The sequence below is a fragment of the Hymenobacter jeongseonensis genome (assembly GCF_015694725.1).
In the GTDB taxonomy this organism is placed as follows: domain Bacteria; phylum Bacteroidota; class Bacteroidia; order Cytophagales; family Hymenobacteraceae; genus Hymenobacter; species Hymenobacter jeongseonensis.
In genome coordinates this window covers 382,461-399,506 of record NZ_JADQDQ010000001.1, presented here as the reverse complement: position 1 = coordinate 399,506, position 17,046 = coordinate 382,461, and the positions used below count along the sequence as shown (strand labels likewise).

At 58.2% G+C, this 17,046-nt stretch carries 13 protein-coding genes; 3 read left to right on the top strand and 10 right to left on the bottom strand.

The genetic code is table 11. The features are described from left to right. Nucleotides 1–4 precede the first annotated feature (4 nt). The 8 genes from atpG to I2I05_RS01685 all read right to left on the bottom strand — a co-directional run bounded on the left by atpG (nucleotide 5) and on the right by I2I05_RS01685 (nucleotide 6,401). Nucleotides 5–928 (bottom strand): ATP synthase F1 subunit gamma, encoded by a 924-nt coding sequence (atpG, locus tag I2I05_RS01720; RefSeq protein WP_196280473.1) that lies wholly within the window; start codon nucleotides 926–928, stop codon nucleotides 5–7. A 221-nt stretch (nucleotides 929–1,149) separates the two neighbouring features. Then, nucleotides 1,150–2,733 carry a F0F1 ATP synthase subunit alpha gene (atpA, locus tag I2I05_RS01715; RefSeq protein ID WP_196280472.1) on the bottom strand — a complete coding sequence of 528 codons (1,584 nt, stop codon included), beginning with the start codon at nucleotides 2,731–2,733 and terminating at the stop codon, nucleotides 1,150–1,152. A 141-nt stretch (nucleotides 2,734–2,874) separates the two neighbouring features. Then, nucleotides 2,875–3,435: an ATP synthase F1 subunit delta gene (gene atpH / locus I2I05_RS01710; RefSeq protein ID WP_196280471.1), complete on the bottom strand. Its 561-nt coding sequence runs from the start codon at nucleotides 3,433–3,435 to the stop codon at nucleotides 2,875–2,877. A 123-nt stretch (nucleotides 3,436–3,558) separates the two neighbouring features. Further along, nucleotides 3,559–4,056 (bottom strand): F0F1 ATP synthase subunit B, encoded by a 498-nt coding sequence (gene atpF, locus I2I05_RS01705; protein WP_196280470.1) that lies wholly within the window; start codon nucleotides 4,054–4,056, stop codon nucleotides 3,559–3,561. A gap of 149 nt (nucleotides 4,057–4,205) precedes the next feature. After that, nucleotides 4,206–4,481, bottom strand: coding sequence for an ATP synthase F0 subunit C (atpE, locus tag I2I05_RS01700; protein WP_046243983.1), 276 nt, complete (start codon nucleotides 4,479–4,481; stop codon nucleotides 4,206–4,208). A 125-nt stretch (nucleotides 4,482–4,606) separates the two neighbouring features. Next, entirely contained in the window at nucleotides 4,607–5,668 is a 1,062-nt protein-coding gene (atpB, locus tag I2I05_RS01695) for a F0F1 ATP synthase subunit A (protein ID WP_196280469.1), read from the bottom strand. 36 nt (nucleotides 5,669–5,704) lie between these two features. Continuing rightward, complete coding sequence (locus tag I2I05_RS01690) at nucleotides 5,705–6,112, bottom strand: hypothetical protein (protein ID WP_196280468.1); 408 nt, start codon at nucleotides 6,110–6,112, stop codon at nucleotides 5,705–5,707. 40 nt (nucleotides 6,113–6,152) lie between these two features. Next, nucleotides 6,153–6,401, bottom strand: a complete 249-nt coding sequence (locus I2I05_RS01685) for an AtpZ/AtpI family protein (protein ID WP_196280467.1) — start codon at nucleotides 6,399–6,401, stop codon at nucleotides 6,153–6,155. Nucleotides 6,402–6,588: 187 nt separating this feature from the next. Between I2I05_RS01685 and porW the strand changes: the two genes are divergently transcribed. The 3 genes from porW to uvrC all read left to right on the top strand — a co-directional run bounded on the left by porW (nucleotide 6,589) and on the right by uvrC (nucleotide 14,320). Continuing rightward, entirely contained in the window at nucleotides 6,589–9,636 is a 3,048-nt protein-coding gene (gene porW / locus I2I05_RS01680; protein WP_196280466.1) for a type IX secretion system periplasmic lipoprotein PorW/SprE, read from the top strand. A 230-nt stretch (nucleotides 9,637–9,866) separates the two neighbouring features. Then, the gene (locus tag I2I05_RS01675; RefSeq protein WP_230688077.1) at nucleotides 9,867–12,206 is read left to right on the top strand and encodes a penicillin-binding protein 1A; all 2,340 of its coding nucleotides are present in this window, start codon (nucleotides 9,867–9,869) and stop codon (nucleotides 12,204–12,206) included. 278 nt (nucleotides 12,207–12,484) lie between these two features. Beyond that, nucleotides 12,485–14,320, top strand: coding sequence for an excinuclease ABC subunit UvrC (gene uvrC, locus I2I05_RS01670; protein ID WP_196280465.1), 1,836 nt, complete (start codon nucleotides 12,485–12,487; stop codon nucleotides 14,318–14,320). A 75-nt stretch (nucleotides 14,321–14,395) separates the two neighbouring features. On the opposite strand, the gene porN is transcribed toward uvrC, so the two are convergent. Next, entirely contained in the window at nucleotides 14,396–15,382 is a 987-nt protein-coding gene (porN, locus tag I2I05_RS01665) for a type IX secretion system ring subunit PorN/GldN (RefSeq protein ID WP_196280464.1), read from the bottom strand. Between the two features lie 59 nt (nucleotides 15,383–15,441). Next, nucleotides 15,442–17,019, bottom strand: coding sequence for a type IX secretion system motor protein PorM/GldM (gene porM, locus I2I05_RS01660; RefSeq protein ID WP_196280463.1), 1,578 nt, complete (start codon nucleotides 17,017–17,019; stop codon nucleotides 15,442–15,444). Nucleotides 17,020–17,046 lie beyond the last annotated feature (27 nt).

Sequence of the window (17,046 nt, the reverse complement as noted above, 5' to 3'; positions counted from 1 at the left end):
AGGCTTAGCCAGCCGCTAGGGCTTCGGCGCCGCCCACGATTTCGAGAATCTCGGTCGTGATGGCTGCCTGACGCGTCCGGTTGTAGGTTAGCTTGAGGGCCTTGAGCAATTCACCGGCGTTGTCGGTGGCTTTGTCCATGGCCGTCATGCGGGCGCCGTGCTCCGAGGCGTTGCTTTCCAGCACCGCTTTGTAGAGTTGGATTTTCAGCGACTGCGGAATTAGCGTTTGAATGATTTCCTCTTTCGAAGGCTCGAAGATGTAGTCCACGTTGGCGGTGGCTTCCACCAGCGCACTCACGGCTTTGGCATCCCGGGGGGTAGCGGGCGCCGCCAGGGCTTCCACTTTCACCAGGGGCAGCAATTGCTCGGTGCGCACAATCTGGGTGGCCACGTTCTTGAACTCGTTGTACACCATCACCACCTCATCGAAGGTACCGCTGCGGAAGCCGTCCATGGCCAGCTCCGCCGCCTCGCGCACCGTGTCGAACGACAGCTTGGCGAACACGTGGGTGAAGTTGCCCACCACGCCGCCCTTGCGGGTGTAGTAGTCGTGCGCCTTCTTGCCGATGGCCAGGTAGGAAATGTTAGCCGCTGGCAGGCCAGCATAGCGTTCCGCAATGGCCGCGTTCACGCCCTTGAACACGTTCGAGTTGAATGCACCCGCCAGACCACGGTCCGAAGTAACGGCAATGACCAGCACCCGGCGCACCTCGCGGGCCACGCCGTATTCGCTCACGATGTCGTTATCGGTCGTCCGCGTCAGGTTCGCCAAAATGGCGTTCAGGCGCTGGGCGTAGGGCCGCATCCGGATGATGTTGTCCTGGGCACGACGCAGCTTGGCGGCCGCCACCATTTTCATGGCTTTGGTAATCTGCTGCGTGCTGCTCACCGACTGAATGCGGCTGCGGACTTCTTTTAAGCTTGCCATTTATCCTTATTTAGTGTATCCAGGAGTGATTGCGCACTCGCCGTTCAACCCACTCCAAAAGTCGTTGGCCACACGGCTAACATCCATGCCATTCGCAACAGCACTCATCAAAGTCACCATCAGAACAACCCGCCAAAACGGGTTGCCTGATTTTTGGTGTTTAGAAGTTGATGCGTTGTCCATAGGAGCACGAAAACAGGCTACTGGAGTGTAATTCTTGACTACTTAACTGCGTAGTTCGCCGCCACGTCCTTGGCTACCTCGCGGATGGCCTTGGTGCCGGCGTCCTCCAGCTTGCCAGCCTTGAGGGCCTTGAGCACGTCGGGGTAGCGCGAGTTCATTACCTGACCAAACTCCTTCTCGAATTCACGCACGCGGTTCACGGGCACGGTGTCGAGCAGGCCGTTGGTCGAAGCGTAGATGATGGCCACCTGGTCTTCCACCTTCACGGGCGAGAACTGGGGCTGCTTCAGTATTTCGAGGTTGCGACGGCCACGCTCAATGGTGAGCTTGGTCGAGGCGTCGAGGTCGGAACCGAACTTGGCGAAGGCTTCCAGTTCGCGGAACTGAGCCTGGTCCAGCTTCAAGGTGCCGGCCACTTTCTTCATCGATTTAATCTGGGCGTTACCACCCACGCGCGATACCGAGATACCCACGTTGATGGCCGGACGCACACCCGAGTTGAACAAGTTCGTCTCGAGGAAAATCTGGCCGTCGGTGATGGAAATAACGTTGGTCGGGATGTAAGCCGATACGTCACCTGCCTGCGTCTCAATCAGGGGAAGAGCCGTGAGCGAACCACCGCCTTTCACCAAGTGCTTGATGCTGTCGGGCAGGTCGTTCATGTTCCGGGCGATTTCGTCCGAAGCGTTGATTTTAGCGGCCCGCTCCAGCAAGCGGCTGTGCAGGTAGAATACGTCGCCGGGATACGCTTCACGTCCGGGAGGACGACGGAGCAGCAGCGACACCTCGCGGTAAGCCACGGCCTGCTTCGACAAATCATCATAAACCACGAGGGCGGGACGACCCGTGTCGCGGAAGAATTCGCCGATAGCAGCACCGGTGAAGGGGGCGTAGAACTGCAGCGGAGCAGGGTCAGCGGCCGGAGCAGCTACTACCACCGTGTAGTCCATGGCACCGCCTTTGGTCAGCGACTGCACCACCTGGGCGATGGTCGACGCCTTCTGGCCGATGGCCACGTAAATGCAGAATACGGGCTGACCGGCTTCGAAGAATTCGCGCTGGTTCAGGATGGTGTCAATGGCCACGGCCGACTTACCGGTCTGGCGGTCACCGATGATCAGCTCGCGCTGGCCACGGCCAATCGGAATCATGGCGTCAATCGACTTGATGCCGGTTTGCATCGGCTCGGTTACAGGCTGGCGGTAGATTACACCGGGAGCCTTGCGCTCGAGGGGCATTTCGTACACCTCGCCCTGGATGGGGCCGCGGCCGTCGATGGGCAGACCGAGGGTGTTAACCACCCGGCCCACAATGCCCTCACCTACTTTAATCGAAGCAATTTTGTTGGTACGACGCACCGTGGCGCCTTCCTGAATGCCCGAGTAGTCGCCGAGCAATACGGCACCTACGTTGTCTTCTTCGAGGTTGAGCACGAGGCCCTGCAGGCCGGTTTCGAACTCAATCAACTCGCCCGCCTGGGCTTTGCTCAGGCCGTAGATGCGGGCCACGCCGTCGCCGACTTGCAGCACGGTGCCAACTTCTTCCAGCTCGGCTTCGGACTTGAAATTGGACAGTTGCTGCCGCAGGATTGCGGAGACTTCGTCCGGACGTACTTCTGCCATGTTTTTGGGAATTGAGTATGTAGTATTGAGTAGTCGGTGGGCCGGAGCGCAAACCCTGTGGTTTGCGTTTCTGCGCCAATTGCTTGGTGCTGTCGGCGCGAAGACGCGAGCCGCAGGGCTCGCGCTACACCGACTGTCAGCCTACATCTTTTGTTGAAAAGTAGTGTCTTGCAAAGAGATGCGCATTTTGCGGAGGCTGGTGCGCACGGAATCGTCGATTTGCTGGTCGCCCACCCGCAGGATGAAACCGCCGATGAGGTCGGGGTTTACCTTCTCAGTGAGCTTCACCTGGGTGAGGCCAGTTTGCTGGGTTACCAGCTTCTCCATCTCGGCCCGCGACGCTGCCGTGAGCGGGGTAGCCGAAGTCACTTCCGCCATCTGGATGCCCTGCATGGCGTTGTACTGCACCTGAAACTCGGTGCCCATGCCTTCCAGCGCGGCTTCCCGGTTTTTGTTGGTGAGGATGGTGAAAAACCGCATAGTCATGTCCGACACCTTGCCGCCGAAAATGGCGGTCAGGATGGCGAGCTTCTTGTCGTGCTTCACAATCGGGTTGCGCAGCAACAGCCGCAGCTCGCGGCTTTCGGCCATGGTCTTGCTGAGCAGGTCCATGTCTTCTTTCACGCTATCCAGCGTGCCCATTTCCTGGCCTAAGTCGAGGAGCGACTTGGCGTAGCGGGCCGCTACTCGTTGGTCAGCCATTGGTTATTGAGGTTTTGTCAGGCTGAGCTTGCGAAGCATCTTATCGGGTTCGCAGGGCTCGGTAAATCTAAATCTGACGAAAGCAGCGTTGATAAGATGCTTCCTTCGCCAGCATGACAGGCGTTAGTTGAGTTTAACGTCTTTCAAATACGAATCAACCAGCTGCGTTTGCGCGGCTGGCTCGGCCAGCTCGCGGCGCAGGATGCGCTCGGCGATGTCGACGGACAGCTTGGCGGCGGTGTTTTTCACTTCGGCCAAGGCCGCGTTTTTCTCCTGCTGGATGGCTTCGCGGGCTTGGGTGATAATGCGGTTGGCTTCTTCGGTGGCGCGGGCCTTTTCGGCGTCGCGGTGCTGGTTGGCCATCACGGTGGCCTCCTGCATCATGCGGTCGCGCTCGTGGCGGGCGTCGGCGAGCAACTTTTCGTTGCCAGCTTTCAGCTGCTGCATTTCAATTTTGGCCTGGTCGGCCATGCGCAGGGCGTTGTCAATGGTGTCTTCCCGCTCTTTGAGCGACAGCAGGATGGGCCGCCAAGCGAACTTCGCCAGCAGAAACAATACCAACAGGAAGATAACCAGTTGCCAGAAAATCAGGCCGAGTTCAGGATTTAAGAAAGCTGGCATAGGGAATTTGGAATTAAAAAACCGTCGGATAAGGCCGGTTAAGCTTGCTACTTGTTGTAGGAGCAGGTAAGCCCGCCGCGCCAACTGCAATAGCAGCAGCGGGCGGCGGGCTTCCAACTACTTCCGGGCCCAAAGCCCGGCATTGCATCTTAGAGCTTGGTCCAGATAAGTACGCAAACTACCACTGCGAACAGGCCAAGGCCTTCAATCAGAGCGGCGGCGATAATCATAGCCGTCTGGATTTTGCCCGAAGCATCGGGCTGACGACCGATAGCATCCATGGCGCTGCCGCCGATGCGACCAATACCCAGGCCTACGCCCAAAGCAACCAGACCGGCACCGATACCGGCACCCATTACGGCCAAACCAGGACCGTAGTTAGTAGCCATTTGAGCAACAGCCTGCAACAACAAAGAAAGAAGCATAAAAAAAGAAAAAATGGGGAAGAGAAAAAGCTAGCCAATCCCGCAGCGGGGGGGGGGGAGTGCTGCGGTCTGACTAAAGCAGCCGGCAGGTCAGGCGCGAGGCACCTGCCTAATAAGTCTTGGAATTAGTGTGCGGGTACGTGGGCTTGGTCGGCACCGTCGCCGCCGCCAATCTGGAAATCAGCGTCGTGGTGTTCTTCTACTGCGCCGCCGATGTACATGGAGGTGAGCAGCGTGAAGATGAAGGCCTGCAGAATGGCCACCAGCAATTCAAGGATGTTGATAAACAAGCCGAACGCCAGGGTAACCGGGGCCACGGCCCACGATTTGAAGATGAACACCAAGCTGATAAAGCTCAACACCACGATGTGTCCGGCCGTGATGTTGGCAAACAGACGAATCATCAGGGAGAAGGGCTTGGTGAAGATGCCTAGGAATTCCACCACAATCATGATAGGCAGCAGCGGCTTCGGCACGCCGGGTGTGGCGAAAATGTGGGCCCAGTAGTTCTTGTTGCTGGAAGCCAGCGTGATAATCAGGGTGAGCACCGCCAGCACCATGGTCACGGCGATGTTGCCGCTCAGGTTGGCCGCGCCGGGCATCAGGCCGAGCAGGTTGTTGAACCAGATGAAGAAGAAGGCCGTGAGCAGGTACGGCATGTAGCGCTCGTACTTGGGGCCGATGTTCTTCTTGGCAATTTCATCGCGGATGAAGATGATAACCGGCTCAAAAAACGATTGCAGGCCGCTGGGCGCGCGGCCGTGGTTCTTCTTATAGCCACGGGCTACGGCCGTGAATACAAAAAGCATCAGCGCGGCGCTGAAGAGCAGCGAAGCGGTGTTTTTGGTGATGGAGAAGTCGTAAACTTTGCTGCCGTCTTCGGCTACCAGCTTGTCGTGCTCCAGTTTCAGGCCGTTGTGGCTGTGGCCGTGGGCCAATTGGCCGCCCGAAAACATGCTCAGGCCTTTGGTGGGCTGGTAGGCGATGATGGGCAGTGGAACACTGACGTGGGTGGCGTGCTCGCCTTCGCCGAGGGTGGCCAGGTGCCACTCGTGCGAATCGCCGATGTGTTCCAAAATCATTTCGCCGGGATTGAAGCCTTCCCCTTTGGAGGCCTCAGCGGCAGGTTCGTTCGCAAAAACGGACAGGGATACGAAGCAAAGAAGAATCGAGAGTAAACGCTTCATTCAAAGTAGATTAATGAGTGATTCCGGGCTAAAGCGCTATGTTTGCGCTACTTGCTTTTTCGAAATCGGCCGCAAGTTACTCAAAATAGCCCAGATTTCAAACCCAGCCCACGAAAAGTAGAGCACGAAGAAGGCTCCGAGGAAGGTCCAAGTACCTCGTCCTTCCTGGGCGCCGCCACGGGCCAGATGCACCGTAATCAAGGCCAGCGACGACAGCATGCGGACGGTCATACCGATGAGGTAGCCAAGGCCCAAGTTAGTGGGCGACACCGCCACCAAGCGCGCAGTCAGGCTGTAGATAAGGACCGTGAGCCCGGCCATAAAGCCAAACAGCAGCCCCGTGCGTGGATGCACAATGGCCGGACCGTAGATAAAGTGCAAAGCATATATGAGGACGCCTAACACGCTACCAAACAAGAGAAACTGGCGCAGAAACCGCATCATAAGCAAACCGAATGGAAATAAAAAAGCAGGACTGCGTTGCTCAGGACGCGCCTTTGGTGAGGCTGCGAATAATCTGGAACATGGCCAGAAATACGCCGACTAGCATGAGCCCCACCGTGAACCAGGGATTTTTGGACTGGTACCGCTCGTCGAGCCACATGCCCAGCCAGGTGAAGCCGCCGATGATGCCGAGCATCTGAAAGGCAATGCCCGAATACTTGGCAAACGAGCGGGCGCGGCTGGAGCCCGTGGGCTTATCAGCAGGCTCAGGAACAGACGGTGTGGACATAATTGGGAGGAGGTGCGGCAGCCACGCAAAGGTACGACGTGTGAGAGGCGGAGTTTGGCCGGGGAAAAACGTAATTTTACCCCTCCGCCTTCGTTAGTTAGCCGCTGCTTCTTACACGCCAACGAACAATTCGGGTTGCCTCCTGCGTTTCGGGAGCTGCTGGTTGCTTTTACCCTTCCCTTTGGCTTTGATACAACATCTGCTGACATACCGCTGGCCTGCGCTTCTCATCTTCCTTCTGGGATTGGGCGCGGCGGGCTGCGCTTCCGACAAAAATCTGGTGGCGCACGCGTTCAACAACGTAGCAGCCCGGGACAATGCCTACTTCCTCGCACGCGAGAGGCTGCAAGAAACCGAAGCCAAGCTCTACGAAGGGCGAATCAACGACTACAACCAGACGCTGCCGCTGTTTCCGACCCTGGATAGCACCACCGTGCGGGCCAGCCGCGCCGACTTGAACGACATTATCAAAAAGGCTTCGATGCCCATTCAGCACCGGCCGGGTTCGGACTGGACCGATGACGCCTACATTCTGGTGGGCTGGGCGCGCTTCTATCAAATGCAGTTTGACGATGCTGCGCTCACCTTTAAGTACGTCAACTCCACGAGCAAGGACGCCAATGCCAAGCACGAGGCACTGATTGGGCTGATGCGCACGTTTGTGGCGCAGGGCGAATACGAGAGTGCCAAAGCCGTGTCAGACCTATTGGATAAGGAAACGGGCCTGCCCAAAGACGCACGCCAGCTGTTTCTGACTCGGGCCGACTATTACATCCGCACCGAAGAGCCCGCGAAAGCCATTCCGCAGCTGGAAAAAGCCATTCCGCTGATTGAGCTGAAGAACGAACGGTCGCGCACGCGCTTTGTACTGGCGCAACTGTACCAGGATGCGGGCGAAAACAAGAAAGCCTACGAACAGCTGGACCAGATTTTGGCGCGCAATCCGCCGTATGAGCTCGACTTTCAGTCGAAACTGATGCTAAGTCAGGTTTCGGACCTAAACGCCAAAGACCGGGAGCGGCTCAACAAGAACTTCGCGGCATTGCTGAAGGACTCAAAAAACAAGGACTACCGCGACAAGATTTACTACGAGATGGCGCGGTTGAACTACCGCGAAAAGAAATTCCCGGAGGCGCTGAAGCTGCTGCGTGAGTCCATCAAGGCCACCACCACCAACCGGCTGCAGAAAAGCTACACCTACCTGCTGGCCGGTCGCATCTACTACGAAGACCTGCAGAAGTACCGCCTGGCCGCCGCTTACTACGATAGCACGGTGCAGAACTTGGCGCCGGAGGCGAAAACCTACACCGCCATCAAGGAGCGCAGCGAAATTCTGCGGGAATTTGCCAAGCAGTACACCATCATCGAAACGCAGGACAGCCTGCAAGCCCTCGCCAAACTGAGCAAGGAAGCACTGGACGAGAGGCTCAACCTCTACGCCGACGCTGAAATTGCAAACAAGGAGCGCGAAGCTGCCCGCCTGGCGGCGCTACAAAAGGTGAACGACCGTACCGCGGAGCTTGCCGGGCGCACCACAAGCAGCGGCGCGACCTCCCTGCCCGGCAGCACCATTGGGGGCGGCGATACCGACCCGTTGGCTTTTGACCCCACTGCCACGGCTTCGGGGGCGAAGTGGTACTTCGACAACCCGGCTACGCTGGGCACAGCGCGGGCCGACTTCATTCGGAAGTGGGGCGACCGGCAGTTGCAGGACAACTGGCGCACCAGCAGCCAGGCCAGCAGTTCGCCCAACAGTCCCGCCAACGTCGGAGCGCCCGTTTCGCTCTCCAGCCGCGACCTCAATGCCCTCAATGCCAGCCGCGCAGATTCTGCCGCCCTGGCCACCGCCAACGACCCCGCCGCGCAAAAGCAAACGCTGGTGGCCCAATACCGCAACAACCTGCCGCTCACGCCCGAGCAGCTCAAGCTCTCGGACACCCAGGTAGAAACCGCCCTCTACGAGCTGGCCGGCATCTACAAAGAGCAGCTGAAGGAGCGCGAAAAAGGCTTTGAAACCTACGAAAAGCAGGTGGCCCGCTACCCCAGCGGCGAGCACGCCCCCGATGCCTACTACCTGCTCTACCTCTACTACAAGGACAAGCCCGATGCCGCGAAAATGGCGCAGTACGCCGCGGCCCTGCAGCGCGAGTTTCCCACGTCCATTTATGCCAAGCTGATTGCCGACCCGCTCTACCGCGAGCACGAGCTGGCCTTGCACAATGCCGTGGCCGCCCGGCTCGATTCGGCCTTTACCTACTACACCAAGCAGGATTTCAAGAAAGCCTCGGCGGTGCTGGCCCGCACCGAAAAGCAGTACCCCAAAAGTGACCTCGCCGACCGGGTGGCCTACGTGAAAATGCTGCTGGTTATCCGCACCCAGCCGCCGCTCACGGCCCGCTCGTCGGTGGAGAAATTCTACCGCGACTACCCGGAAAGCCCGCTGGTTCCACAGGCCCAGGCCTTGTCGGAAACCTACCGCAAGCAGAGCAACGGTCAGATTGCTGGCGCCCTGGCATCGACGGAAAAGCCCGTGGTGTCGATTTTCCGGCCGGGAGAAGTCGACAACCGCATGCGTATTCAGTACCGCGAAAACGAAACGCCGGCCAAAGCGCTGAACACTGCGCCGCCCGTGCCCGACGCGGCCAAAACCCCACCCAAAACGGCTCCAACTCCCCCTGCAGATAAGCCGACACCCAACACTGCTCCGACCTCCGAGCAGCTGAATCAATCAGCTCCAAAATCGGCACCTGCTCCGCTCAATCCCGCGGCTGCTCCAGCTTCCGTAGCCGGTACGCCAGCGGCCGGCGGCGCGGCCCCGGTGCCAGCGGCTGGCACACCGCCCCCGGCCGAGCCGACGGCGGCGACCACGGCCTACGTTACCCAGCTTAGCGGCGCGCACGCGGTGGTGCTGGTATTCCCGAAAACGGCCCCGGCCGCTGCCGATTTGGTGACACAGCTGGGTACTTACAACAGCCGGTTTTTCCGAGCCAATAACTTGAAAATTGAAACCCCGACGCTGGGCGCCGACCAGGACCTGGTGGTGGTGCGGTCGCTGCCCGGTGCCAAAGTGGCCCAGAGCTATGCCACCAAGTTGCGTGGACCGCAGTCGCCGCTAGCGCGCCTGCGCGGGGCGGGCTACCAAACTTTGGTCATCAGTGCCGAGAACCTGGCCTTGTTGCAGGCCTCGGGGGATTTGGCGGGGTATTTGAGCTTTTATCAGCGCGTGTACAAGTAGGCGGTGGGTTGCTGGCATCTTCTTCCTATCGGTCATCCTGAGTGTAGCAAAGGCCTTTCTCACTGCCTAACAGCTTGCCCTTATTCCACAGAGAGCTGCCGCGATAAAGTCCTTCGCGCCGCTCAGGATAACCGGTAGGAATCCGGTCCATTCTATGCAACTTCTACCCAAAGCCTTCCCGCCCACGCTGGAGGCTTTATTTTTACGGAATTATTTCGCTTTTGCCCCTTATGCCTACGTCCTCCCCCGCCCGCCGTCCCAAACCGTCGCTTCTGAAACCAGCGCGCAACGGGCGGTTCACGGCCTTTGCGCGCACCATGTGGCTGCTGTTTGGGGCGGGCGTGGTGGGCCTGGCGCTGTTTGTGCTGGCCGTGAGCGGCAACTTCCTGGAGCTGTTCGGGCGCATGCCCAACCTCAAAACCCTGGAAAACCCGCGCTCCGAGTTGGCGTCCGAAATCTATTCGGCCGACGGGGTGCTGCTGGGCAAGTATTTCCGCGAAAACCGCACCCCCGTCGAGTTCAAAGACCTGCCCCAAAACCTGATTGACGCCCTCATTGCCACCGAAGACGTGCGCTTCGAGCAGCATTCGGGCATCGACATGAAAAGCGTGTTCCGGGCCGTGGCGGGCGTGGCCACGTTCAATCGCAACGGCGGCGGCTCCACGCTCACGCAGCAGGTGGCCAAGGTGCTGTTTCGGACCCGCGCCGACCTCAACGACGGCCGCCTGAACGGCAATGGCAAGCTGGGCCTGCTCATCACTAAAACCAAGGAATGGATTCTGGCCATCCGGCTGGAGCGCAATTACACCAAGCGCGAAATCCTACGCATGTACCTCAACACCGTGGAGTACGGTTCAAACTCGTTCGGCATCAACACGGCCGCCAAAACCTTCTTCAACAAGAAGCCCAAGGACCTGACCAACGCCGAGGCCGCCACGCTGGTGGGCATCGTGAACGCGCCGGGCCGCTTCAGCCCCGTCACTCACCCGCAACGCTCCAAAAAGCGGCGCAACTGGGTGCTGCGCCAGATGGCGAAGTCCAACTACATCACTTCGGCTCAACTGGTGGCCGACACGGCCAAGCCCATTGTGCTGAAGTATTCGGTGGAAAACCCCAGCAAGGGCCTCGCGCCGTATTTCCGGGCCGAAGTGGCCAAGTCGCTGCTGGCCTGGGCCAAGGAAACCGACCACGACTTGTATTCCGACGGCCTGAAAATTTACACCACCATCGATTCGCGGATGCAGACCTACGCCGAGAAGTCGGTGGCCGAGCATCTGAAGCTACAGCAGAAATGGTTCGACCAGCACTGGAAGGGCCAGTTGCCCTGGCGCGACGAGAACGGCAAGGTCATCCCCGAGTTTCTGAACATCTCGATGCGACGCACCCAGCGCTACAAGTCGCTGATGAACCAATACGACGGCAACCGCGACTCCGTGAACTACTACCTGCGCAAAAAGTACAAGATGCAGGTGTTTACGTGGCAGGGCGAGAAGGAAATGATGATGTCGCCGCTCGACTCGCTGGCGTACTACAAGCGCATGTTGCGCGCCGGCTTCCTGGCCGTGAACCCGCTCAACGGCCAGATTAAGGCCTGGGTGGGCGGGGCCAACTACAAGTTCTTCAAGTTCGACCACGTGCGCCAGGGCAAGCGCCAGCCCGGCTCCACGTTCAAGCCGATTGTGTACGCGGCAGCCATCGACCAGGGCTATTCACCTTGCTTCCCGCGGCCCGATGTGGCCACCACCTTCCCCGCCGTGGCCGGCCGCGAGCCGTACACCCCCAAGAACTTCGAGGGCGGATTTTCAGGCCGCGTGTTCACACTGCGGCAGGCGCTGGCCCGCTCCATGAACTCCATCACGGCGTGGCTGGTGATGAAGCTGACGCCCGAAACCATCGTGAGCTACGCCAAGCGCCTGGGCATTACCTCGGAGATTGACGCCGTGCCAGCCATCGGCTTCGGCTCTTCCGATTGCAGCATTTACGAGCTGTGCGGGGCCTACGGCACCTTTGTCAACAAGGGCGTGTGGACGTCGCCCATCATGGTCACCCGCATCGAAGACAAAAACGGCAACGTGCTGCGCGAATTCGTTCCCCGCACCAAGGAAGTCCTCAGCGAGGAAACCGCCTACCTCATGACCTACATGCTGCAAGCCAGCACCACCGAGCAGGGCGGCACGAGCACCATTCTGCACACCGGTTTCAAGTTCCCGTATGAAATCGGGGCTAAAACCGGCACCACCTCCAACTACTCCGACGCTTGGTTCATGGGCATCACCCCCGACCTCGTGTGCGGCATGTGGGTGGGCGGCGAAGACCGCAGCATTCACTTCCGCAACGGCACCTACGGCCAGGGCGCACGCATGGCCCTGCCGCTCTACGGCCTCTTCATGCAAAAGGTGTACAAGGACAAAAGCATTGGCGTGAGCACCGCACCCTTCCCCAAACCCGCGGCGCCGCTGAGCATCGAAATCGACTGCGCCAAGTACTACGGCGGCCAGCGCGACACCATTCCCGACGACCAGAAAATGGACCGCCGCGACCCGCTCGACCTCAACGAGGAAGAAATCTAGAACCCTAAGGCACGCCCGCGGAAACGCAGTTCGTTCCGAACGACCAATTAGAGGCTCGGAGTGAGCAACTGGTTGCTCCGAACGAACTGTTTGTGGTTCTGCACCTCCTGGCACTCGTTCTAATCCCGTAATTACTTGGTTGGAACGAGCAACTGGTCGTTCCGAACGACCTTTTTCAGGTAATGCCGTTTTTATGGTGTGCTTCGGGCCACTTCCTGGCACAAGTGCCGCTCCGTTCTTGTTTCAGTCCGTAGTCTTTCCTTCATCCTCGCCTCCGCATGGCCGCCAACCCCGAACTGCAAGCCCTTATTAACGCCCTGCCCCACAAGCCAGGCGTGTACAAGTATTTCGACGACGAGGGCATCATCTACGTGGGCAAGGCCATCGACCTGCGCAAGCGCGTGAGTAGCTACTTCACCAAAAACGACCACAACAAAAAAACCCAGCAGCTGGTGCGCAACATCAAGCGGCTCGAGTTCACCATTGTTGATTCCGAATCCGACGCCTTTCTGCTCGAAAACAACCTCATCAAGCAGCACCAGCCCAAGTACAACATCCTGCTGAAGGACGGCAAAACTTACCCCTTCCTTTGCCTCACCAACGAGCGGTTTCCGCGCCTCATCCCCACCCGCAACAAGATTAACGACGGCTCGCGCTACTACGGACCCTACGCCAACGGTACCGCCCTTAACGTGCTGCTGGAGCTCATCCGGGCCCTCTACCCGCTCCGCACCTGCAACTACAACCTCAGCGTCCAGAACGTTGAAGCCGGCAAGTTCAAGCCCTGCCTGGAGCTGCAAATCGGCAACTGCAACGCCCCCTGCATCGCCCGCGAAGACGAGGCCACCTACAACACCTACATCCAGCAAATCCGCAACATCCTCAACGGCGACCTGCGCATTCCTAAGCAATATTTCCGGGAGCGCATGAGCGCCGCCGCCCAGGACATGCAGTATGAGCTGGCCCACGCCTTCAAGGTGAAGCTCGATAAGCTGGAGGCCTTCCAAGCCAAGTCCACCATCGTAAGCGACACGCTCACCAACATCGACGTCTTCGCCATCGCCAGCAACGAGAAATCGGGCTTCATCACGTATTTGAAGGTGATGAATGGCAGCATCATCCTCACCCAATCCCTCGAAGTCACCAAAAAGCTCGATGAAGAGGATGCGGAAATCCTCGCCCCGCTCATCATGCAGCTTCGTCAAGAGTTCGAAAGCGAGTCGCGTGAAATCCTCACCAACGTCGCCGTAGAGCTGCCCCTGCCCGGCGTGAGCCTCGCCGTTCCCCAAATCGGCGACAAGCGGAAGTTGCTCGAACTCGCCATCAAAAATGTGCTCTACGCCCGCAAGGAGAAGGAAAGCATGAACGAGAAGAGCAAGGACGTGAACGAGGTGCGCATCATGGAAACCATCAAGAAGGACCTGCGCCTCACGGAGCTCCCCAAGCACATCGAGTGCTTCGACAACTCCAACTTCCAGGGCGACAACCCGGTGGCGGCCATGGTCTGCTTCCGCAACGCTCGTCCCAGCAAGAAGGACTACCGCCACTACCACATCAAAACCGTCATCGGCCCCAACGACTTCGACAGCATGTACGAAGTCGTCACCCGCCGCTACCGCCGCCTCGTTGATGAAGGCGCCAGCCTCCCCCAACTCGTCATCGTGGATGGCGGCAAAGGCCAGCTCAGCATGGCCGTCAAAGCCCTAAAGGACCTCAACCTTTGGGGTCAGATTCCCGTCATCGGCATCGCCAAGCGCCTCGAAGAAATCTATGTCCCCAACGACCCGCTTCCCATCTACATCGACAAAAGGAGCGAGTCCTTGCGCCTCTTCCAGCGTATGCGCGACGAAGTCCACCGCTTTGGCATCACCTTCCACCGCTCCCGCCGCGACGCTGGCACCCTCAAAACCGAGCTGACCGACGTCAAAGGCCTCGGCCCCGTCACCGCCGACAAGCTGCTCAACAAGTTCAAGTCTGTCAAGAAAATCCGCGAGCTCACCGAAGCCGAGCTAATCGCCGAAGTTGGCAAAGCCAAAGCCAAAGTTCTGCAGAACTACTTCGCCCTGAACGAAGCTCCCTCCCACCCCATGCCCGCCCGCCAGCTACCCAGCTAGTCCGCACGTTCCATTACACAAAAAAGGCCCTTGCATCGCTGCAAGGGCCTTTATCATGTAAGCGTACCAGAAGCTTTAGAAGCTCCACAAGTTGTACTCGTACTCAATCAGGTCAGCCGAGGTCTGCTGTGCAGCCAGGATGCCCTGCTGTGCACCGCCGTAAATGTCGTCCAACCGGCTATCGCCCGCGTTCGACACTTTGGTGATGTAAGAGTTGAACAACCACAGTTCGAAGGCGTCTGCTAGGTTCTTGTGTTGCGCATCGTTCTCGGGGTTGAACCAGATAGCATTTTCTGGATTGGCGCGGAACACCTTCACCAAGTCGCTGTACTTGAAAGTGCCAATTGGCTTTTCAATACCCGACACGTTCGAAGGCAGCGTCGAAGGCACCAGCAGAGTGATGGACTTGATATCGTGGTACATTCTCGACCGTTTCTTGTCGAAAATCATATCCTCTTTTACTTCCATCTCATACAAGTCCTTGGGACGGTACTCGTTGCCAATCGGAGCAGCAGGAGCAGGAGGCGCAACGGCCACCGTTTCCATAATCACTTTGCCCTTCTTGTCCTTCATCGGCTTGCCATTAGCACCCAACTTGGGCTGCCGAACGGTTTTGGCAGCAGTGCTTTTTGCTCCTGCTTTCGGGGCAGGGGTGCCCCAACCGTCGTCGCTGCCACCATTCAAATCCTTCTCGCTGAAACCGGCTGCTTTTTCTTCATCGGTCAGTTTCACCGCCTCGTCAACATACGAAGCGTTGCCTCTTACTTCCTGCGAATTGAAGGTAGACGTCAGCGAGTCGTTCTTGTAAGCTTGCAGTTCACCGCGCTTTACTGCATCCAGAATGATGCGGGTGATTTCCTTGCCTTCCGAGAACATCGGCTTATTCTGCTTCTCGCGCAGGTCCACTTGGCGCCAGATACTCTTGCGAAACATCTGGTCGGAAGGTGGAATGGGCCGGTGCGAACCGGTGCTGCTTGCCGTAGTGGCTTGCTCCTGGGCCGAAGCCGTTAGCGACAGTGATAAGCCCGCCGCAATAGCGGCCAAGGTGTGGATGGATTTCATAACGGGCAAAAGCAGATTTACTTTAAGATAGTTCGCTAACGTGGCCGAAGCCGATATTATTACAACAGGGGCACGTTGAACTGTTTGGATACGTTCACCGACTCCACATTGCCTTGGAAGTTCAAGCGCTGCACGCCCTTCACTTCGATGTAGATTCGGTCACCTTCACGATAAGCGTTTACGATGTCGCTCAAATTAGCCTCTGGGCCATTGATGGTGCGCGGGGGCAAAGCCGGACGACGGCCCCTAACCAGCGTTACCTCGTAGCTCGACACGCGGAAACGTGCATCGTCGGGCAGGAAGGTTGCGAAACCGGCATCTGGAATAGCTCGCAGGGTCATGGAGCGCACGGCGGTACCAGGAGTACCCTGCTTCTCGTTTACCTGACGGCCACCCACGTAGCATTCAATGGTAGGCTTGGGAATGGGACGCACTTGGAAAGTTTGCGAACCGATGGCATTGCCAGCGCTGCTCACGTTCAGGGTTACCTCTTTCGAGTTAGGTACCAGCGTCACGTCGCCTACCTTGCTGCCGGCAATTACCGAAGCACCCGAAGCAGAGAAGCTCGGCTTATACTGCGCGCCGAGGGCTGGAACCGACACGCTCAGTTTGTTGCCACACTTGAAATACAGCGCCTGCACCGAAGCCGACTGAATCTGCATTACCGGCTTGGTAATGGTGTAAGGCACTTTCACGGTGAAAGTGGTATCGCGGCCGTTCTGGTTGAAGCGGATGGTACCCGTCCACGAAGATTTCGCGTTGCCGGAAGCATCAAATGCGCCGGGACGGGCGGTGAACTCCACCTTGCCTTTGCCGTCGGGACTAACTGGGAGCGGGCTACCGTTCAAGGTCATGCGGGGGCGGATGCTGGAAGCCGAAGCCGTCAGGAACAACTCCGCTTTGTACTTGGTGCCGGCCGCTACCGTATTCGACTCAGCGCTGGCGAAAGCTCCGATTTTGTCGAATACAATGGTTTTAGCGCCTACTTTCTCGGCCTGCTTCTGGAGCGCTTCGGCTTCCATTTTCAGGATTTCCGTTTCCTTCTGCGAGATAGTAGCCAAAGCAGCTACTACCGGCGTGTTCTCGAAGTTGAGCTCAGCGAAGTTCTTGGTGCGCTGGTCTTTGGTTACGCGGGTGTCTTCTTTTCCGTCGAGCGCCAAAGGAGCGGCATCGGGCACGAATTGCTTCATGTACGCGGCGTACTCATTCAGCTTGGGCTTCATGGTGGTGTAAGCAATGCCGTTCTTCTTACCGCCGAGCATGGTAATGGCTACTTTGTCTTCACCGCTCATGTTCTTCACATCGGCCGCGGTGTTCTCGGTTGCTTTCAACAGCTCTTCCCGAACACCACGTAGGTACGACACCAACTCCTTGGTCTTCTGGCGAATTTCTTCGCTTTGCACCAAGACGGCCTTATCCCGGGCTTGGTTTTGGTTTTTCACCACCGCTGCCTGTATACCTTTCACGGTGCCATCGGCAGCCACCGAGGTCTTGTCATTGACGCTCAGCAAGCTGTCGTCAATAAACTTGAACTTCAGCAGGATTGCTGAGTTCACTTGAAGCGCCAGAAGAGCCGTTAGCACGAGGTACATCATGCCAATCATCTTCTGCCGCGGAGTTTCTTTTCCGCCTGCCATTATCTGTTTCCTCTAAAATTGAATGGA